This is a genomic window from Pseudomonas sp. NFACC37-1 (assembly GCF_900101575.1).
Lineage (GTDB): Bacteria > Pseudomonadota > Gammaproteobacteria > Pseudomonadales > Pseudomonadaceae > Aquipseudomonas > Aquipseudomonas fluorescens_AA.
Genome location: NZ_FMUZ01000037.1, coordinates 1 through 18,140, shown reverse-complemented (window position 1 = coordinate 18,140; position 18,140 = coordinate 1). Strand labels below are relative to the sequence as shown.

Below are 18,140 nucleotides of genomic sequence, written 5' to 3'. Positions count from 1 at the left end.
CCCGCATCCGCTTTTGATCGTATGGTTGCTCCGGAATAACGAACGCGATGGAGCACCATGCAATTCAACCAGTTGATGATCAGCCTCGTGGCGTTGCTGGCCCTGGCCGGTTGCGGCAGCCGTCAGTTGCAGGAGCCCGAGCGCCAGCCCGCCGAGGTCAAGAAGCAGATCGTGCAGTTGTTGCCGGCCAGGACGGTGGATCGTGAAGGCTGGGCGACAGACATTTACGTGGCCTTTGCGGCCCAGCAGATTCCGTCCACGACGCAGAATATCTGCGCGGTCCTGGCGGTGACCGAGCAGGAGTCGACGTTCCAGGCCGACCCGCCAGTGCCGGGGCTGGGCAAGATCGCTCGTCAGGAGATCAACCGCCGTGCGGCGAAGGTGCACATTCCGGAGTTGTTGGTCAGCGGCGCGCTCCAGGTGCGTTCGCCCAATGGCAAAAGCTACAGCGATCGACTCAACGCGGCCCGCAGCGAGAAAGAGCTGAGCGGGATTTTCGATGATTTCATCGGCATGGTGCCGCTGGGCAAGACCCTGTTCGGCGGCTTCAATCCGGTGCACACGGGTGGGCCGATGCAGGTCAGTATCGCGTTTGCCCAGGCCCATGCGCGAGATTATCCCTACACGGTGGATGGCTCGATTCGTCGCGAAGTGTTCAGTCGCCGTGGTGGGATGTATTTCGGTATCGCGCATTTGCTGGGCTATCCGGTGAACTATACCGAGCCGTTGTATCGTTTCGCCGATTTCAATGCCGGGTGGTACGCCAGTCGCAACGCGGCTTTCCAGCATGCGGTGAGTGTAGCGTCGGGCATTTCCCTGGCGCTGGATGGCGATCTGGTTGCCCATGATTCAATCATGCCGGGCAGCACGGAGCTGGCGGTACGCACACTGGGCAAGTCGTTGGGAATGCGCAACCCGACCATTCGCGATCAATTGGAACAGGGCGACAGCCTGGCGTTCGAGGACAGCAAGCTCTACAAGCGTGTGTTCGAACTGGCTGAGCGGGCCGAGGGTAAGCCGTTGCCGCGGGCGGTATTGCCGGGGATCGTGCTCAAGAGCCCGAAAATCACGCGCAAGCTGACCACGGCGTGGTTTGCCAAGCGGGTGGATGAGCGTTATCAGCGCTGCATGGCGCGGGCGGCGGGGCGCTAGCCAGGCATTGAGGCATGAAAAAGCCCGGCGGATGAGGCCGGGCTTTTACTGTGATGGGTTGGGCTTGGGAGTGTTCTGGAGCGGTGTGTCGGGTGAACTGCGCAGCGGCTGTGTGAAGGTTGCGGCCGCTGCGCGCCCGAGCGGGAGCAAGCTCCCTCGCCACGGGGTGTGTTGCACATGATTTGCGATACTTCCAGGCATTGCGGTCAAGCAACTCACGCGCGGTTTTCGATCAGACGGTCAGAGCCACCTTCAGCGACACGGCGTTCCAGCAGGCGATCGGCACCGCCTTCAGCGACACGGTTCTCGATCAAGTGATCGGAGCCACCTTCGGCGACACGGCGTTCCAGCAGGCGATCGGAACCGCCTTCAGCGACGCGGTTTTCGATCAGACGGTCAGAGCCACCTTCGGCAACGCGGCGTTCCAGCAGACGGTCAGAGCCACCTTCGGCAACGCGGCGTTCCAGCAGACGGTCAGAGCCACCTTCGGCAACGCGGCGTTCCAGCAGGCGATCGGCACCGCCTTCAGCGACGCGGTTTTCGATCAGGCGATCAGAACCGCCTTCGGCGACGACGGGGTGCGAGGAGGCGGCAAATACATTAGCGGCCAGTACGGAGAAAGCGAGGCTGAGGATGACTTGGCGTTTCATGATGGTGTGCTCCGGGGGTGCAGTGGTTTGTGTGGGGCCATTGTTGTCCCGGGCGATCTTCAAGAGAACTTCATTGGCATGATGGTGAACATCGACGGCAGTGATAGCTCGTCAGTCCCATCGATGTCGCTTGATCCAGCGAAGCTGCGCCATAACGTGCGCGTCGTCCTCCGGGTGGAACACAGCCAGGTTTGTGGGCTCTACCGGGTAACCCATAGGCAGGAGGCAAGTTCATGTACCAGTTATTCGGTTACAGGCAATCCGGTTCTGCGGCGGTGGAGATTGCCCTGGATCTTTGTGATGTGGCGTATCGGCGGGTCGATGCCTATTCGACCCAGGACAGCGACGCCGCGAAAGCGCTCGCGGCACTCAACCCTCAGAAGCAGGTCCCGACCCTGCAGTTGCCGGACGGTTCGGTGCTGACCGAAGCGGCGGCGATCCTGATTCACCTCGGGCTGACCTTTCCGGCGTCGAAGCTGCTCCCTGATGACCCAACCCAGCGTGCGCAAGCCATACGGGGGCTGGTCTATATCGCAGCCAATTGCTACACGCCCATCGGCATCATCGATTTTCCGGAACGCTGGCTGGACGATGCGGATGAAGCGACTCGGCAGCGCTTGGTAGCGGGCACCCAGCAACGGCTGTACCGCAACTGGGCGTTGTTTGCCGATCAGTTCCCGGCCCGGCCGTTTCTCGGCGGTGCCGAGCCGGGGGCGATGGATATCCTGGCGGCCGTGATCACGAAGTGGAGAAACACGCGGGAGGCAATGCTCAACGCCCGTCCGGCGTTCTACGGATTGTTGGAGCGCATCGACCACCATCCGCGCGTTGCACCGATGCTGTCGTTGCATTGGCCTTCGTAGGAGCTGCCGAGCGAAGCGAGGCTGCGATCTTTGCGCTAACGCTGGAGTCTCAAGCGAAAGATCAAAAGATCAAAAGATCGCAGCCTTCGGCAGCTCCTACGGGTCAAGGACAAGCCATGCGTACAGCCGCCTGCTCAACCAAGTCGACAAATTGCTGGACGTTCTGCTGATGCGCCGTCACCAGTTCGTCGATACTGGCCCCCGCCGGCGTTTGCAGGCTGCTGCGACAGGTGAAGGGGCGGGTATCGCCACCCAGGTTGCGCAGGCGCCATTGCACGTCCATGCGGGCATAGCGGCCGGGGATCGAGTCAAAGCGCTGCACGTCCACCCGCAGCGATGATTTCGGCGCGCCAGGGTTGTTCAGTTGTTCGCCCAAGGCGCTGCGCAGTTCATCTGCCAGGCTGGCGCCCCACCATTCGGTTTCCAGGATCGCCAACCCGCTGTTGCCCTGGCGAATGACCATTTGGGTGCGATCCACCTGGGGTGGGACGCTCACCTGTTCGATGTGGATGTCCACGCCGGCGCGTGACGGGCCTTTCGGTTGAGCCGGGCTCAGGGTGTGGTAATGAATCGGGTCGCTGCGACAAGCACCGAGCAGCAGTGCCATGGCGACCAGGGTAAATTTCAGCGTCAGTGGCATGGGACGGGCTCCTGTACTCATTCTTTCACCGGCAATGTGAGGTTCTGTGCCGGTGCGTCCTTGGGACGGCCGCGAAGCAGCGATTCGGGATGGCGGCTCAGGTAGTCCGACAGCTCGCGCAGCGAGCGCGACATGCGCCCCAGGTCGTCCAGGGTCTGGGTCAGTTGTTCGCGCTGGGGTGAATCTTCGGCCAGGGTCGAGTTGGCCGATTGCAGGGTCTTGCTGACGTCCTGCAAGGTGTTTTGCACCCCAGGCAAGGTCTTGCTGTTGAACTGGGCCAGGCCTTTGCGCAGCTCCACCAGATTGCCATCCAGGTTGCCGGCGATACTCTCCAGTGGCAGCTTGTTGATTCGCTCGACCATCGTCTGCAGTTGTTCCTGCAATTGCTGGAGGCTGCCCGGCAGGGTCGGGATACGCACGGGGCGGGCGCTGGGGTCGAAGACCACTTTTTCGGCCTTGGGGTAGAAGTCCAGCGAGATGTACAACTGCCCGGTCAGCAGGTTGCCGCTACGGGCCTGGGCGCGCAGGCCGCGCTCGACGAAGCTGCCGATCAGGCGGGCACCGGCGGCTTCGTCTTCGGGGTCGTGGTTGAGCGACTTGAGCAGTTTTTCATGGGCCTTGCCCAGGCGCTGGGGGTAGATCACTACGCCGACGTTGACCGGAAAGCTGCGTTGCTTCTCATCGAAGTCGAGGTTGATGGCCACCACCCTGCCGACTTCCACGCCGAGGAACTCTACCGGCGCACCGACGCGCAACCCGCGCAGGGCCTGGTCGAAACGCAGGGCCAGGTATTGGCCCTTGCCATCGGGCGGGGCGAGGGCGCTCTGCTGGTCGGCAAACAGTTCGAAGGTCTTGTCTTCGCTGGCGGCGGTGTCGTTGGGGCTGTACTCCGGTGCCCGGAACGCGATGCCGCCCAGCAGCAAGGCCGAGAGCGATTCGGTCTTGACGGCGAAACCATTGGCGCCGACGTTCACGTCCACGCCGCTGACGTTCCAGAACCGGGTGTTTTCGGTGACATACACATCGTTGGGCGCGTTGATGAACACGTCGATGTTGACGCCTTTGCCGTCGGCGTCCAAGGCGTAGGACACCACCTGGCCCACCGGGATCTTGCGCAGGTACACCGGCGAGCCGATGTCCAGCGAACCGAGGTCCTGGGCGTGCAGGGTGAAGCGCTTGCCCGGTTCGCCATAAGTGATCGGCGGCGGGTTCTCCAGCCCTGTGAAGGATTTGGCGCGTACTTTCGACTGCCCGGCGTCGGCACCGATGAAATCACCGGACAGCAGCGTGTCGATCCCCGAGATCCCGCCAGCCCCGATGCGCGGCCGTACGACCCAGAACACCGAGTCTTCGTGGGTGAAGGTGTCGGCGGTCTTGGCGAGCTTGACTGTGGCGGTGACGTTCTTCTGGTCCTGGCTCAGTTGCACGTCGGTGACCTGGCCGATGACCACGTTGCGGTATTTCACCTGGGTCTTGTTGGCGGTCAGGCCCTGGCCGGTCTTGAAGGTGATGGTGATGGTCGGGCCTTCCTGAAGCCAGTTGTGGACCACCAGGGAAACACCCACCAACACCGCGATGATCGGCACGATCCACACCAGCGACACCGTCCAGCGACGGGTGGTGACGTGGGCCCGGCCGGGGGCGGGTTGTGGCCCGTCAGTGGCTTGCGACTTCATTCATGACCTCCTCGGATGGTTGAGTGTCCCAGATCAGGCGGGGGTCGAAACTCATGGCCGAGAGCATGGTGAACAGCACCACGAGGCCGAAGAACAGGATACCCGGTCGTGGCTCGATATCGCTCAGTGCCTGGAACTTGACCAGGGCGGCCACCAGGGCCACCACCAGCACATCGAGCATCGACCAATAGCCGATGACTTCCACCAGCCGGTACAGCTTCGCCCGCTGGACCTGAGCCCAGGTACTGCGTCGCTGTACGGTCACCAGCAGCAGGGTCAGTACCACGAACTTGATGCCGGGCACCGCGATGCTGGCGATGAAGATGATCAGCGCGATGTCCCAGGCGCCGCTTTGCCAGAACTCGATGACACCGCTGATGATGGTGCTGTCGGCGCCTTCGCCGAGCATCCGGGTGTTCATGACCGGCAGCAGGTTGGCCGGGATGTAGAACACCAGCGCCGCGAGCATATAGGCCCAGGTGCGGGTGATGGCGTCGGGTTTGCGGCGGTGCAGGGCGGCGTCGCAACGGGGGCAGGTCTGGGGGCCGTCGGCCATGTCGCAGGCCAGGCCGCAACTGTGGCACAGGCAGAGGTTCAGGTCGCGGGCCTCTGGCGGGGTGTCCTGCGGCCGGCCGTTCATGGGGCGTCCCACAGGTTGCGGACATCGCGCCCGGCAATACGGATCATCAGCAGGCTCAAGGCCGCCAGGGCGAACAGGCCGATACCCGGGAGCACATCCAGCAGGCCGGCGAGCTTGATCACCGCCACCAGCGCGCCCAGCAAGCACACCTCCAGCATGCTCCAGGGCCGCAGGGTTTCCAGGCTGCGCATGCACAGGCTGAACCCTGGCGCCCGCCGCTGGAGGTAGGCGTGGCCCAGTACCCAGAGCAGCAGCGCCAGTTGGAAGGCCGGTGCAACGATGATCGCCACCGCTGTCACCAGGGCGATGAAGGTGATGGGGCCCTGGCTCAGCGCCACGATGGAATCCCACAACGTCGCGCTGTTGCTCAGACCCTGGAGGCGGATGCTCATCACCGGGTAGAGATTGGCGAACGCCCACAGCACCGCGGCCGTTACGCTCAAGGCCAGGCGCTGCTCGATGGTCAGGCCGTTGTAGCGCTGGATCACCGCGTGGCAGCGCACGCACGTGGCCTTTTGATGCGGGGCGAGCACAACCGGCTCGTACACCGCATCGCAATGTTCACAAATGATCAGTCGGTCGGTGGCGGCCATCGGGATGCTCGCAGGAACAACCCCTTCAATATAGAAGTGTGTTGAGAATGAGCAACCCGATGGAAACGATCATTCGCCGCGAATGTATTGCTCCAGTTGTCGGATCAGGTCGGCCTGTTCGGCGATGGCTTCCTTGACCAGGTCGCCAATGGACAGCAGCCCGACGAGCTTGCCGTCTTCCACCACCGGCAAATGTCGCAAGTGCTTGTCGGTCATGATGCTCAGGCAGGTCTCGACATTCTGGTGCGGGTCGATGGTGATCACGGGGGATACCATGATGTCGCTCACTTTCGTGCCCACGGACGAGCGACCGTGCAGGACCATTTTGCGTGCATAGTCGCGCTCGCTGATGATCCCCAGCACTTTCTCGTCCTTCACCACCAGCAAGGCGCCGACGTTCTTCTCGGCCATGCGCATCAGGGCCTGCAATACCATGTCGTCCGGTGAGATGGTGTGCACTTGCTGGTTTTTATCATCTTTTAGCCGGAGCAACTGCGCGACGGTTTTCATGGGGAAGCCTCGGGTCGGGGTGTTGTTTTTGCTGGTTGTTAAAGCATCGTAGACCCAACGGCGCAGAGCAAGCGGTAAAGCGGCGGCCAATCGTCCAAAAGCGTCATTGCCCGGGAAATTACCACCCATCCCGTGGTCAGGCGCTGTTGTGGCGAGGGGATTTATCCCCGTTGGGCTGCGCAGCAGCCCCAATAAGCTGATGACATCGACCTGACACACCGCGCTGGCAGGTTTTTGGACTGCTTCGCAGCCCAGCGGGGATAAATCCCCTCGCCACAGGTAGAATCGTCGCCTACGCAAAATTCGAGGTTTCAGCGGTGGATTTACAGCAGGGCTTCGTCCTGACCCGGCATTGGCGCGACACCCCGGCCGGCACCGAAGTCGAGTTCTGGCTGGCGACCGACGCCGGTCCCCGGCGCGTGCGCCTGCCGGTGCAGACGTCGGTGGCCTTCGTGCCGCAGATCCAGCGCGGCCAGCTCGAAGCCTTGCTGCAAGGGGAGAAGCAGGTAGAGCTACGCCCCCTGGACCTGCTGGATTTCGAGCATCGCCCGGTGCTGGGCCTGTATTGCCAGCAACACGCCCAACTGATGCGCCTGGACGGCACCTTGCGCCGCGCCGGCGTGGAGGTGTTCGAAGCGGACATCCGGCCGCCGGAGCGCTACCTGATGGAGCGCTTCATCACCGCCCCGGTGTGGTTCGGCGGTAAGCCGGCCGCCGATGGCCTGCTGGTGGATGCCCAGATGAAACCGGCGCCCGACTACCGTCCACCGTTGCGCCTGGTGTCCCTGGACATCGAAACCACCGCCCAGGGCGATTTGTATTCCATTGCCCTGGAAGGCTGCGGCGAGCGCCAGGTCTATATGCTCGGGCCGCCTAACGGCGACGATAGCGGCGTGGATTTCCAGCTGGAATACTGCGAATCGCGCACGCTGCTGCTGAAGAAACTCAACGATTGGTTCGCCCGTTTCGACCCCGACGCGATCATTGGCTGGAACCTGGTGCAGTTCGACCTGCGGGTGCTGCATGAACATGCCCGGCGGCTGGCGGTGCCGTTGCGCCTGGGCCGCGGTGGCGAAGAAATGCAATGGCGCGAGCACGGCGCACGCAACAACCACTTTTTCGCCTCGGCGGCCGGTCGGCTGATCATCGACGGGATCGAGTCCCTGCGGTCGGCGACCTGGAGCTTCCCGTCGTTCAGCCTGGAAAACGTCGCCCAAACGCTGCTGGGGGAGGGCAAGTCCATCGACAACCCGTACCAGCGCATGGACGAGATCAATCGCATGTTCGCCGAGGACAAGCCGGCCCTGGCCCGCTACAACCTCAAGGACTGCGAGCTGGTGACGCGGATCTTCGCCAAGACCGAGCTGCTCAAGTTCCTGCTGGAACGGGCCAGCGTCACCGGCCTGCCAGCGGACCGCAGCGGCGGTTCGGTGGCAGCCTTCACGCACCTGTACATGCCGCTGATGCACCGCCAGGGGTTTGTTGCCCCCAATCTCGGCCAGCGTCCGCCCGAGGCCAGCCCGGGTGGTTTTGTCATGGATTCCCAGCCGGGGCTCTACGAGTCGGTGCTGGTGCTGGACTACAAGAGCCTGTATCCGTCGATCATCCGCACCTTCCTGATCGACCCGGTGGGCTTGATCGAAGGGCTGCGTCACCCGGATGACCGCGAGTCGGTGCCGGGCTTTCGCGGGGCGCGCTTTTCCCGTACTCGACATTGCCTGCCGGCCATCGTCGCGCGGGTCTCCGAAGGCCGGGAGACCGCCAAGCGCGAACACAATGCGCCGCTGTCCCAAGCGTTGAAAATCATCATGAACGCCTTTTATGGCGTGCTCGGCTCCAGTGGTTGTCGCTTCTTCGATCCGCGCCTGGCCTCGTCCATCACCCTGCGTGGCCACCAGATCATGCAGCGCACCCGCCAGTTGATCGAAGCCCAGGGCCATGTGGTGATCTACGGCGATACCGACTCCACGTTCGTCTGGTTGCGTCGTGCCCATGGTCAGGAGGAAGCGGCCAGGATCGGTCGCGAGTTGGTGGCTCACGTCAACCAATGGTGGCGTGAGCAGGTGCGTGCCGAGTTCGGGTTGGAGAGCGCGCTGGAGCTGCAGTTCGAAACGCACTTCAAGCGCTTCCTGATGCCGACCATCCGGGGCGCCGAGGAGGGCAGCAAGAAACGCTACGCCGGGCTGGTGACCCGCGCCGACGGCAGCGATGAAATCGTCTACAAAGGCCTGGAAACCGTGCGTACCGACTGGTCGCCGCTGGCCCGCCAGTTCCAGCAGGAGTTGTACGGGCGGATCTTCCACCGTAAGCCCTACCAGGAGTATGTGCGTGATTATGTGCAGCAGACCCTGGCCGGTGCGTTCGATGATCGGCTGGTCTATCGCAAGCGCCTGCGGCGGCCGCTGGAAGATTACGAGCGCAACGTCCCACCCCACGTGCGGGCCGCGCGGCTGGCCGATGAGTTCAATCAGCGCCAGGGCCGTCCGCGGCAATACCAGAATGGCGGCTGGATCAGCTACGTCATCACTGTCGCCGGCCCCGAGCCGCTGGAAATTCGCAGTGCGCCAATCGATTACGACCACTACGTGACCAAACAACTACAGCCGGTGGCGGATGCGATCCTGCCGTTTGTGGATGATGATTTTTCGACGTTGGTGGGGGGGCAGATGGGGTTGTTCTGAGATTTCCGTGTATTCCTGCAGAACTCTTTGGACCGGGGACATGGTGGATCTGTGGCGAGGGGATTTATCCCCGTTGGGGCGCGCAGCGGCCCCTGAGATTTCGTGGTGCCGATAAAGTTGCGAGTGCTGCGCACTCGAGCGGGGATAAATCCCCTCGCCACAAATCAGTGGGTTGCCGAAGGTCCGTATTTAGGCGTCAGACCATCGCCAACCGCTGCTTGCCCTGGGGCTGGGGAAATATCAGGTCGAGGGCGGCCAGGTCCTGAGACTCGAGCCTGAGACTGGCCGCTTCGGCATTCAGGCGCACATGTTCAGGTTTCACCGCCTTGGGTATGGCAATCACATTGTCCTGGCGCAGCAACCAGGCCAGTGCGACCTGCGCGGGTGTTGCCCGATGGCGTTCGGCGATTTTTCCCAGGGTGTGATCCTTGAGCAGGTGCCCGCCCTGGCCGACCGGGCAGTAAGCCATGATCGGCATGCGCCGTTGCTGGCACCAGGGCAGCAGGTCGAATTCGATGCCGCGCTCCTGCAGGTTGTACAGCACTTGGTTGGTGGCGCAGGCCGGCGAGGCCAGTTCCTCGAGGTCATCGACGTCAAAGTTCGACACACCCCAACGGCCGATCTTGCCTTCTTCGCGCAGGCGTTCGAACGCTTCGACGGTTTCTGCCAAAGGGTACTGCCCGCGCCAGTGCAACAGATAAAGGTCGATGTAATCGGTGTCGAGCCGGCGCAAGCTGCGTTCGCAGGCCAGGGGAATGCCTTTGCGACTGGCGTTGTGAGGGTAGACTTTGCTCACCAGGAAAACCTGGTCCCGCAGGCCGGTGATCGCTTCGCCAACGACGGTCTCGGCACCGCCTTCGGCATACATCTCCGCCGTGTCGATCAAGGTCATGCCCAGTTCGATCCCCAATCGCAGGGCCGCGACTTCTTTTTTGTGATGGGACGGTTCTTCACCCATGCGCCAGGTGCCCTGGCCGATTACCGGTACGGACACACCCGCCAATTCCAGCGTCCTCATGCCTATCTCCTGTTTTTTGCTTTGACGTGTGGCAGCAGGATAGACCAAGTGTTCCCGGATGGATCGTTCCCATGCTCTGCGCGAGCCCGCAGCATCCGAACTCAACACCAACCCGTGGGCGCGAGCTTGCTCGCGAAGGCGTCGGCCCATCCAGCATCATCACAAGCAGACACACCGCTATCGCGAGCAAGCTCGCTCCCACAAGAGCATGGGAACGATTTGGCGGGGGCGTTACTTCGCGGAGAACTTCAACACCATGGTCTGGGTGTAGGTCTGGCCCGGATCAAGCCGCGTCGAAGGGAAGTTCGGCTGGTTTGGCGAGTCGGGGTAGTGCTGGGTTTCCAGGGTGAACGCGCCCCAATGTGGATAGACCTTGCCTTGCTTGCCCTTGACGGTGCCATCGAGGAAGTTGCTGGTGTAGAACTGCACGCCGGGCTCGGTGGTGTACAGCTGCAGGCGTCGTCCGGACTCCGTGTCATACACCTCGGCGGCCAGTTTGGTCACGTCGCCCTTGGCGTCCAGTGCCCAGTTGAAGTCGAAGCCGCCCTGTTTCGGTTCGGCGAACTTGAGTTGGGGGTGATCAGCCTTGATATGGGTGCCGATGGCGGTGGGTTGGGTGAAATCCATCGGTGTGCCGGCCACCGGGGCCAGTTCGCCAGTGGGAATGAGTTTGCCGGTGACCGGCGTGTAGTGGGCCGCGTGCAGGGTCGCGACCTGCTCGAGTATGTCGCCGTTGCCTGCGCCGGCCAGGTTGAAATAGCTGTGGTTGGTCAGGTTCAGCACCGTGGGCTTGTCGGTGGTGGCCTGGTACTCGATGCGCAACTCGTTCTGTTCATTGAGGCTGTAGGTGACGTCGGTTTTCAGTGCGCCGGGAAAGCCCATCTCGCCATCGGGTGACAGGTAGGTCAGGGTGACGCCCACCGAGTCCTTGGCATTATGGGGCTGGGCCTTCCAGACACGCTTGTCGAACCCTTGCGGCCCGCCATGCAAGGAGTTGCCATGGTCGTTCTGCGGCACTTGGTAACGCTTGCCGTCCAGCTCGAAAGCGCCGTCGGCCAGGCGATTGCCGAAACGGCCGATGGTCGCGCCGAAATACACGCTGCCATTCTCCTGGTAACCCTGCACATCGTCGAAACCGAGCACGATGTCGGCGACCTTGCCGTTTTTGTCCGGCACGCTCAATGACTGGAGGATGCCGCCATAGGTGATGACCGTGGCCTCCATGCCATGGCTGTTGCGCAGTACGAATTTTTCCACCGCCGTGCCGTCGTCGGTCTTGCCGAACGCACCGCGTTCATTGGTCAGGCCGGCAGCCTGGGAAGCCGAGGTGGCGATCATCAGAGACACTCCGAGGGCCGTGAGCAGTTGTTTTGATTCAAGCATGGTGACCTTCCTTCCTGTTGTTTTGTTGTTGTTTTAACGCGGGTCGAGTCCGTTACTGGTCGGACAGCGATGAAGGCTTTTATGTCTAGTAGTCTTTCTATTTGGTGGATGAAAAGGGATTTATAGCCATAAATTAAGATTTATCAATTAAAAAGTAAGACTAATTAGGCAGAAAAGACTTTGCCAAAGGTCGAGGATTTTCTCTGGACACTGCACTTTTGCGATTTTTGCCGCTCTATCCATGGCCTGGAAGCGGCGACCCCCATCGCTTCCCCCAGCCCAGATTGAGACTCGATGGCCGGTGTTTTTTCTTCTGTGACGAGGTTGCGCCCGGCCTGCATGGCAGGGTTGGTCGCTGTGTCGATGTTGTTCAGCGGTGGCTGCAGCCATCAACAGGGGCAGGACATGGTCACGCAGTTCAGCAATGCCAAGCCCCAGGAGTTCTTGCAGACCAGTGTCGACCGCATGGCAACGCTGGCCATGCACGACAACCTGCAAAGCCTCTACCTGCTGATGAGCAAGCTTTACCTGCGCAACCCCGAGGAACTGCGCAAATCCGGCTTTCTTGACGCCCGCACCGCAGAAAAACAAGTGCGCATGGCCATCGAGCAGCAACAACCCTTGCCGACCCTGGGTGGCAAGAAGGACCTGGCCGCCCTGAGCTATGCCATGAGCCCGGAGTTTCTCGGTGATCGGGTCGGGGCGTTCATCTATGCCATCGGCAGCATGCTGGTCACCGCGCACGGCAATCGCCTCGAGTTCTACATGACCGACACCATCGACCCGCGTTTTGTCAGCAATGCGGCGCGCAACATCGAAAAAGCCACCTGGCTGCTTAGCCAGCGGCAGAACAAGGACGGCAAGCCGTTGCTGTTTTCCAATGAGATCTCGGAGGAGGGCAGCAACCTGAGTTTTGCCGTCGAGTTCGGGAAAATTGTCGCCCGATTGGACCTGCTGACCCAGATGCTCGACGAGCGCTACCGGCGGATCGGCTTGAATTACGCCCAGAGCCTGCTGTTCCTCAATTTCCTGCCGGTCCAGTGAAATTACGGAAAAGGAATAAAGATAGATCACATCGATATAGGGGGTTATAAGAAAAATCGCTATGCTCGCGGCCAGATTTTTCACGCGGTCGTGCTGAGACGGGTTTAATGGATTTCGGTAATGTCGGTTTAGTCGTTGCGGGCCTGGTGGTCGGCTTCATCGTTGGAATGACCGGCGTCGGCGGTGGTTCGCTGATGACCCCGATCCTGTTGTGGTTTGGTATCAACCCGGCGACGGCGGTGGGTACGGACCTGCTGTATGCGGCCATTACCAAGTCTGGCGGCGTATTGGTTCATGCCAAGAACCGCAACATCGACTGGGCCATCACCGGCTGGTTGACGTTGGGCAGCGTCCCGGCGGTCGGCTTGACCTTGTGGTTCCTCAGCAGCCTGCACAGTTCGCCCGACGCCATGAACGCGGTGATCAAGCAAGCCTTGGGCTTCGTGTTGTTCGCCACCGCCCTGGCAATCCTGTTCAAGAAGCGTTTGCTGCAATTCGCCCACGACCGTGCCGGGGGGCACTACAACCCCTCTGGCGCGCGTCTCAATGTGCTGACGGTCATCACCGGTCTCGTACTGGGGGCGATGGTCGCGTTGACGTCCATTGGCGCCGGCGCCCTGGGCACTGTCGCGCTGTTCATCCTCTACCCGTTCCTGGTCACCAAGCGCCTGGTGGGCACCGAGATCGCCCACGCCGTGCCGCTGACCCTGGTCGCTGGCCTGGGCCATGCGAGCATGGGCAACATGGACTGGCACATCCTGGGTTTCCTGCTGATCGGTTCGTTGCCGGGGATCTACCTGGGCAGTCATTTGTCGGGACGGATCTCCGACGAGCTGCTGCGCCCCTGCCTGGCGGTGATGCTGGCGATGATCGGGTTCAAGCTGGCGTTCTAGAACGATTACCCCGGTCAAATGTGGGAGCGAGCTTGCTCGCGATAGCGGCATGACAGTCAACATCGAAGTCGACGGGGCGATTGCTATCGCGAGCAAGCTCGCTCCCACAGTATCCCCGTTCCAACTCTCGCGCCGCACTCTCCCTACGGTTGCGCAATGATCCCCCTGGCCTAAGCTTCAAGGCAGGCAGGCGCAGTATTGAGCGACTCTCGCGGAACAATCGCCGCCCTGTGCAATCAGTACAGCGTAAATATCAAAAGGAGAGGCGCATGCTCATTCGGTCGTTGACCTTCGCTACCTTGCTGGCCATCGCCGGCCCCCTGTTCGCTGCCGATGGCGACTCACCCTTGGTGGCGGATGCAGGCAGGGCACGCCCCCTGATCGTCATCGCGCCCAGTACAGTCGACCCGGCCTGGGTCAGCCTGAAAAAGGCCTTGGATGAACCGGCAGGCAAGCAGGGTTTTTCCGAGCGCAACATGGTGCTCTACACCGTGCTCAATACCATTGGGCAGCGCGATGGCAAGGACCTGGACCCGCAAAGCACCATGGCGCTGATCCGTTCCCTCAAGCTGGGCGCCGGGGCCCAGACCAAGATTATCCTGGTGGGCAAGGACGGGGAAAAGAAGCTTGAGCATTCCGGGGCGATCGAATTGAAAGACCTCTTCGACACCGTCGATAAACTCCCCGCCGCGGAAAAAGAAGCGACGCCTCCGGCGCCACCTCCCGCTCCGGAGCCCGCTCCGGCCAAGGATGCCAAAGGCACCAAGCCTGGCAAGGCAACCAAGCCGGCGGTGGCGAAGCCATTGGAGGATTGATTTCCAATAGCTCCGAAAGCCCTTGTGGCGAGGGGATTTATCCCCGCTGGGGCGCGAAGCGGCCCTGGAATTTTGGCAATCTGGCGTGTCAGACAGATCGGGGTGACCGCTTAGGAGGGCTGCTGCGCAGCCCAGCGGGGATAAATCCCCTCGCCACAGCGGGACTTGTCGCCCTTGTTATTGGCCATCCAGCGCCATCAGGATCCGGTGCGCCGCCTTCACCCGTTCCTCGATCGGGTAGTTCCTGTTGGCAAGCAGGACGATCCCCATGTCCTTCCCGGGCACGAACGCTGCGTACGCGCCGAAACCGTTGGTGGATCCGGTCTTGTTGATCCAGGCGCCGTCCGGCGCCGGGCGGGGCGGGTCGAGAGATTCGGCTTTTTGTGGGGTCAGGGCCATCTGCGGTGTGTTGCCAGCGAGCAGGTCGTCCAAGGTGAACGGGGCGGGGTAGAACTCCCAGCCGAGCCCCTGATTCATTCCGCCGACCTTGTAGAAACCCGTATGCGTCGTGGCGATGGCTTGCTTCAAGTCCGCGTCCAGTTTTTCAGGTCGCAGGTTGGCCTCGACGAAACGAATCAGGTCCGTTGAACTGGTCTTCACCCCGTAGGCTTCGGAATCCAATGCGCCGGTGCCGACTCGCACGGGCTTGCCGTCCTTTGCATAGCCTTGGGCGTATCGGCCCATCTGATCCCGCGGCACCCGCACATAGCTGTGCTTGAGGCCCAGCCCAGGCATCAGCGTGCGCTCCATCACCTCGTCAAATGGCTGCCCCAGGCTGCGGGCCGCCAGGTAGCCGAACAGGCCGATGCTCGGGTTTGAATAGAGCCGCTGGGTGCCGGCCGGGTAGAGCGGTTTCCAGTTCTTGTAGTAACTGAACATCCGGTCCGGATGATCCGCCTCGTCGGGAAACTGCAAGGGCAGGCCGCCGGCGGTGTAGGTGGCAAGGTCGAGCAGGCGGGTGCCCTCCATGGCGCTGCCGCGCAATTCGGGTGCAAAGCGACTGGCCGGATCCGCCAGGGACAGTTTGCCCTGGGCCTGGGCATAGGCGCCGAGGGTGGCGGTGAAGGTCTTGCTGACCGAGCCGATTTCGAAAAGGGTCTGGTCGGTGATCGGCTTTTTCGTGTCCTTGGAGGCCACGCCGTAGTTGAAATAATGGCGTTGACCGTTGTAGGTAATCGCCACGGCCATGCCGGCGATGTCCTGTTGTTTCATCAAGGGCTGGATGACGGCATTGACCGTGTCTTCAATGCGTTCCTGGGCAGAGCTTACGGATGTCCCGCAGACCAGGAAAAAAATCCCGGCGAGTATCGATCTGGCAATTGGCATGGTGCAGCGTTCTCGTTGGCCTTCCTGGAGGGGCTCAATCTAGGGCGTTTTTGGCGGCCCGGCAATCCGAGGCTATCGGTCCGGGGGGATGTTTCTGAGTCGTCTGACGGGCTCGCGGGAACCTTCCCACAAAACGGTCGGGTTGCCCGGCGCGACCGGACCTCAAGCCAAACCACACAAAGCGGCAGCCGCCGGGTAAACTCGCGGCTCTTTCTAAAGGAGTTCACATGAGTTACTACCAGCCCGGCATTCTCGCCACCCCTGTTCCGCCTCAGGCCCGTCATTTGTTTTTTGCCCTGGAATCGGTCGAGGCATTGCCGGCTGCGCTAGACAAACTCCTGTTGTTGCTCGATGGCCGGGCCGTGATCGGCTTTGGCGAATCGCTGGTCCAGGCCCTGGGCGCCCAGGTCGCTGGCCTGCGGGCTTTTCCGGCGTTGGCCGGCGTAGGCGTAGACAACCCCTCGACCCAACATGCCCTGTGGTGCTGGCTGCACGGTGAGGACCGCGGCGAGCTGATGCACCGCAGCCGCGCCATCGAAGCGGCACTGGCCCCGGCGCTGCGCCTGGTGCAGATGAACGAGACTTTCCGCCACATGACCGGCCATGACCTGACCGGCTATGAAGACGGCACCGAGAACCCCCACGACGAAGCGGCCATCGCCGCCGCCCTGGCCCAGGGTGCCGACGGAGTGCGCGGTGGCAGTTTTGCCGCGATCCAGCAATGGCAACACGACCTGGACGGTTTCGCGGCGATGCAGCCCCATGAGCGCGACAACATCATGGGCCGGCGCCTGAGCGACAACGAAGAAATCGACGACGCGCCGGAATCGGCCCACGTCAAGCGCACCGCCCAGGAAAGCTTTGCCCCGGAGGCATTCGTGGTCCGTCGGTCCATGCCCTGGATCGAAGGCGACCGTGCAGGGCTGATGTTCCTGGCGTTCGGTTTCTCCCTCGATGCCTTCGAGGCTCAGTTGCGGCGCATGAGCGGCCTGGAAGACGGCATCACCGACGGCCTGTACCGCATGAGTCGACCGATCACCGGCGGCTATTACTGGTGCCCGCCGTTGTTGGACGGACGCCTGGATCTGCGCGCCTTGGCCCGGTAAGCGCAGCGGTTTGTGCAAAGCGTGACGTGAACGCTATCCTTGGGCCGGACGTCTATCCGTGGAATGGGAGAAGCAAGTGTGGATAAAGTCATCGTCATCACCGGTGGCGGCCGCGGAATCGGGGCGGCCACGGCGCTGTTGGCTGCCGAGTTGGGCTATCGGATCTGCATCAACTACCAGTCCGATGAAAGCGCCGCGCAGGAGGTGCTCGAACAGGTCCGGGCCAAGGGCGCGCAAGCGATTGCCGTGCGCGCCGATGTGAGCATCGAGGACGAAGTGATCGCCCTGTTCAACCGGGTGGATGCCGAGCTGGGGCGTGTCACGGCGTTGGTGAATAATGCCGGGACGGTTGCCCAGAAAGCCCGGCTCGATGAAATGTCCGAATTCCGCATCCTCAAGATCCTGAAGACTAACGTGCTGGGCCCGATTCTCTGCGCCAAGCACGCGGTGCTGCGCATGTCGCCCCGACATGGCGGGCAGGGCGGCAGCATCGTCAACGTCTCGTCGGTGGCCGCTCGCCTGGGCTCACCCAACGAGTACATCGACTACGCGGCCTCCAAGGGCGCCTTGGACACGTTCACCGTCGGCCTGTCCAAAGAAGTCGCCGGCGAAGGCATCCGCGTCAACGCGGTGCGTCCCGGCTACATCTACACCGATTTTCATGCCCTGAGCGGCGACCCGGACCGGGTCAGCAAGCTGGAGTCGGCGATTCCCATGGCCCGGGGCGGTCGTCCGGATGAAGTCGCCGAGGCGATTATCTGGCTCCTGTCGGACAAGGCTTCCTATGCCACCGGGACATTTGTGGACCTGGGGGGTGGGCGCTGACCCCCGGGTTGTCTGGTCTGGCCCCATCGCGAGCAAGCTCGCTTGTATGGTAGGACTTGAAGGGAGGAGGAGGGACAAAGCTCGATTCTGACTGTTAGCCGCAGTACAGACCGTGGGAGATTTCACCCCTCCTCCTTTCACCCAAGCGCCGATAAAGAATGCATCTGGCCTAGACCGACGATAGGAACAAGCCTGCGCCTCTGGGTGAACCCTTCAAGTGTTCAAACCTTAGCCCGGAGGATTTTCAATGGCAATGCCGGTTTCTGTCGCAAAGCCGATCGTGGGTGTTGATGTCGCCAAAGATGAGTTGGTGATTTATCACGCA

Annotated in this window: 17 protein-coding genes; 8 read left to right on the top strand and 9 right to left on the bottom strand. The window is 62.0% G+C overall.

All coding sequences use genetic code 11. The annotated features are described in order from the left end of the window. Positions 1-57: 57 nt before the first annotated feature. Complete coding sequence (locus BLP82_RS25785) at positions 58-1,152, top strand: DUF1615 domain-containing protein (RefSeq protein ID WP_092174939.1); 1,095 nt, start codon at positions 58-60, stop codon at positions 1,150-1,152. Positions 1,153-1,367: 215 nt separating this feature from the next. Here the strand turns inward: BLP82_RS25785 and BLP82_RS25780 are convergent, their stop codons facing one another. After that, positions 1,368-1,802: a phage infection protein gene (locus BLP82_RS25780; protein WP_092175062.1), complete on the bottom strand. Its 435-nt coding sequence runs from the start codon at positions 1,800-1,802 to the stop codon at positions 1,368-1,370. A 233-nt stretch (positions 1,803-2,035) separates the two neighbouring features. On the opposite strand from BLP82_RS25780, the gene BLP82_RS25775 reads away from it, so the two are divergent. Continuing rightward, the gene (locus tag BLP82_RS25775) at positions 2,036-2,665 is read left to right on the top strand and encodes a glutathione S-transferase family protein (RefSeq protein WP_092174935.1); all 630 of its coding nucleotides are present in this window, start codon (positions 2,036-2,038) and stop codon (positions 2,663-2,665) included. Positions 2,666-2,768: 103 nt separating this feature from the next. Here BLP82_RS25775 and BLP82_RS25770 read toward each other — a convergent pair whose 3' ends face one another. The 5 genes from BLP82_RS25770 to BLP82_RS25750 form a co-directional block, all read right to left on the bottom strand. Then, positions 2,769-3,305: a PqiC family protein gene (locus BLP82_RS25770; protein WP_092174931.1), complete on the bottom strand. Its 537-nt coding sequence runs from the start codon at positions 3,303-3,305 to the stop codon at positions 2,769-2,771. Positions 3,306-3,322: 17 nt separating this feature from the next. Continuing rightward, positions 3,323-4,981 carry a PqiB family protein gene (locus BLP82_RS25765; RefSeq protein WP_092174927.1) on the bottom strand — a complete coding sequence of 553 codons (1,659 nt, stop codon included), beginning with the start codon at positions 4,979-4,981 and terminating at the stop codon, positions 3,323-3,325. Beyond that, a complete protein-coding gene (locus BLP82_RS25760; RefSeq protein WP_092174923.1) occupies positions 4,962-5,621 on the bottom strand; it encodes a paraquat-inducible protein A in 660 nt (219 codons plus the stop codon). Before BLP82_RS25760 ends, BLP82_RS25765 begins: the two co-directional genes overlap by 20 nt. Beyond that, the gene (locus BLP82_RS25755; protein WP_092174918.1) at positions 5,618-6,214 is read right to left on the bottom strand and encodes a paraquat-inducible protein A; all 597 of its coding nucleotides are present in this window, start codon (positions 6,212-6,214) and stop codon (positions 5,618-5,620) included. The genes BLP82_RS25760 and BLP82_RS25755 overlap by 4 nt, the downstream gene beginning before the upstream one ends. Positions 6,215-6,283: 69 nt before the next feature. Beyond that, complete coding sequence (locus BLP82_RS25750; protein WP_060738251.1) at positions 6,284-6,724, bottom strand: CBS domain-containing protein; 441 nt, start codon at positions 6,722-6,724, stop codon at positions 6,284-6,286. A 317-nt stretch (positions 6,725-7,041) separates the two neighbouring features. Between BLP82_RS25750 and BLP82_RS25745 the strand changes: the two genes are divergently transcribed. After that, a complete protein-coding gene (locus BLP82_RS25745) occupies positions 7,042-9,405 on the top strand; it encodes a DNA polymerase II (protein WP_092174913.1) in 2,364 nt (787 codons plus the stop codon). A gap of 196 nt (positions 9,406-9,601) precedes the next feature. Here the strand turns inward: BLP82_RS25745 and BLP82_RS25740 are convergent, their stop codons facing one another. Continuing rightward, complete coding sequence (locus BLP82_RS25740) at positions 9,602-10,423, bottom strand: aldo/keto reductase (protein WP_092174908.1); 822 nt, start codon at positions 10,421-10,423, stop codon at positions 9,602-9,604. Positions 10,424-10,654: 231 nt separating this feature from the next. After that, on the bottom strand, positions 10,655-11,806 hold the full coding sequence (locus tag BLP82_RS25735; protein ID WP_092174903.1) for an aldose epimerase family protein: 1,152 nt from the start codon (positions 11,804-11,806) through the stop codon (positions 10,655-10,657). 339 nt (positions 11,807-12,145) lie between these two features. Between BLP82_RS25735 and BLP82_RS25730 the strand changes: the two genes are divergently transcribed. The 3 genes from BLP82_RS25730 to BLP82_RS25720 all read left to right on the top strand — a co-directional run bounded on the left by BLP82_RS25730 (position 12,146) and on the right by BLP82_RS25720 (position 14,558). After that, positions 12,146-12,850 (top strand): hypothetical protein, encoded by a 705-nt coding sequence (locus tag BLP82_RS25730; protein ID WP_225613378.1) that lies wholly within the window; start codon positions 12,146-12,148, stop codon positions 12,848-12,850. A 107-nt stretch (positions 12,851-12,957) separates the two neighbouring features. Beyond that, the gene (locus BLP82_RS25725; protein ID WP_092174893.1) at positions 12,958-13,743 is read left to right on the top strand and encodes a sulfite exporter TauE/SafE family protein; all 786 of its coding nucleotides are present in this window, start codon (positions 12,958-12,960) and stop codon (positions 13,741-13,743) included. A gap of 269 nt (positions 13,744-14,012) precedes the next feature. Continuing rightward, on the top strand, positions 14,013-14,558 hold the full coding sequence (locus tag BLP82_RS25720) for a DUF4174 domain-containing protein (protein ID WP_092174889.1): 546 nt from the start codon (positions 14,013-14,015) through the stop codon (positions 14,556-14,558). Between the two features lie 177 nt (positions 14,559-14,735). Here BLP82_RS25720 and ampC read toward each other — a convergent pair whose 3' ends face one another. Then, positions 14,736-15,884 (bottom strand): class C beta-lactamase, encoded by a 1,149-nt coding sequence (gene ampC, locus BLP82_RS25715; protein ID WP_092174884.1) that lies wholly within the window; start codon positions 15,882-15,884, stop codon positions 14,736-14,738. Positions 15,885-16,111: 227 nt separating this feature from the next. Between ampC and BLP82_RS25710 the strand changes: the two genes are divergently transcribed. Continuing rightward, on the top strand, positions 16,112-16,990 hold the full coding sequence (locus BLP82_RS25710) for a Dyp-type peroxidase (protein ID WP_092174879.1): 879 nt from the start codon (positions 16,112-16,114) through the stop codon (positions 16,988-16,990). Positions 16,991-17,068: 78 nt separating this feature from the next. After that, positions 17,069-17,815 carry an SDR family oxidoreductase gene (locus tag BLP82_RS25705; protein ID WP_092174874.1) on the top strand — a complete coding sequence of 249 codons (747 nt, stop codon included), beginning with the start codon at positions 17,069-17,071 and terminating at the stop codon, positions 17,813-17,815. The last annotated feature ends 325 nt before the right edge of the window (positions 17,816-18,140 follow it).

Excerpts from the sequence above, each read along its gene's own strand:
- BLP82_RS25740 (WP_092174908.1), bottom strand. The coding sequence starts at position 10,423 with ATGAGGACGCTGGAATTGGCGGGTGTGTCCGTACCGGTAATCGGCCAG.
- ampC (WP_092174884.1), bottom strand. The coding sequence starts at position 15,884 with ATGCCAATTGCCAGATCGATACTCGCCGGGATTTTTTTCCTGGTCTGC.
- BLP82_RS25765 (WP_092174927.1), bottom strand. The coding sequence starts at position 4,981 with ATGAAGTCGCAAGCCACTGACGGGCCACAACCCGCCCCCGGCCGGGCC.
- BLP82_RS25770 (WP_092174931.1), bottom strand. The coding sequence starts at position 3,305 with ATGCCACTGACGCTGAAATTTACCCTGGTCGCCATGGCACTGCTGCTC.
- BLP82_RS25760 (WP_092174923.1), bottom strand. The coding sequence starts at position 5,621 with ATGAACGGCCGGCCGCAGGACACCCCGCCAGAGGCCCGCGACCTGAAC.
- BLP82_RS25775 (WP_092174935.1), top strand. The coding sequence starts at position 2,036 with ATGTACCAGTTATTCGGTTACAGGCAATCCGGTTCTGCGGCGGTGGAG.
- BLP82_RS25730 (WP_225613378.1), top strand. The coding sequence starts at position 12,146 with ATGGCAGGGTTGGTCGCTGTGTCGATGTTGTTCAGCGGTGGCTGCAGC.
- BLP82_RS25735 (WP_092174903.1), bottom strand. The coding sequence starts at position 11,806 with ATGCTTGAATCAAAACAACTGCTCACGGCCCTCGGAGTGTCTCTGATG.
- BLP82_RS25720 (WP_092174889.1), top strand. The coding sequence starts at position 14,013 with ATGCTCATTCGGTCGTTGACCTTCGCTACCTTGCTGGCCATCGCCGGC.
- BLP82_RS25785 (WP_092174939.1), top strand. The coding sequence starts at position 58 with ATGCAATTCAACCAGTTGATGATCAGCCTCGTGGCGTTGCTGGCCCTG.
- BLP82_RS25750 (WP_060738251.1), bottom strand. The coding sequence starts at position 6,724 with ATGAAAACCGTCGCGCAGTTGCTCCGGCTAAAAGATGATAAAAACCAG.
- BLP82_RS25780 (WP_092175062.1), bottom strand. The coding sequence starts at position 1,802 with ATGAAACGCCAAGTCATCCTCAGCCTCGCTTTCTCCGTACTGGCCGCT.
- BLP82_RS25725 (WP_092174893.1), top strand. The coding sequence starts at position 12,958 with ATGGATTTCGGTAATGTCGGTTTAGTCGTTGCGGGCCTGGTGGTCGGC.
- BLP82_RS25710 (WP_092174879.1), top strand. The coding sequence starts at position 16,112 with ATGAGTTACTACCAGCCCGGCATTCTCGCCACCCCTGTTCCGCCTCAG.
- BLP82_RS25755 (WP_092174918.1), bottom strand. The coding sequence starts at position 6,214 with ATGGCCGCCACCGACCGACTGATCATTTGTGAACATTGCGATGCGGTG.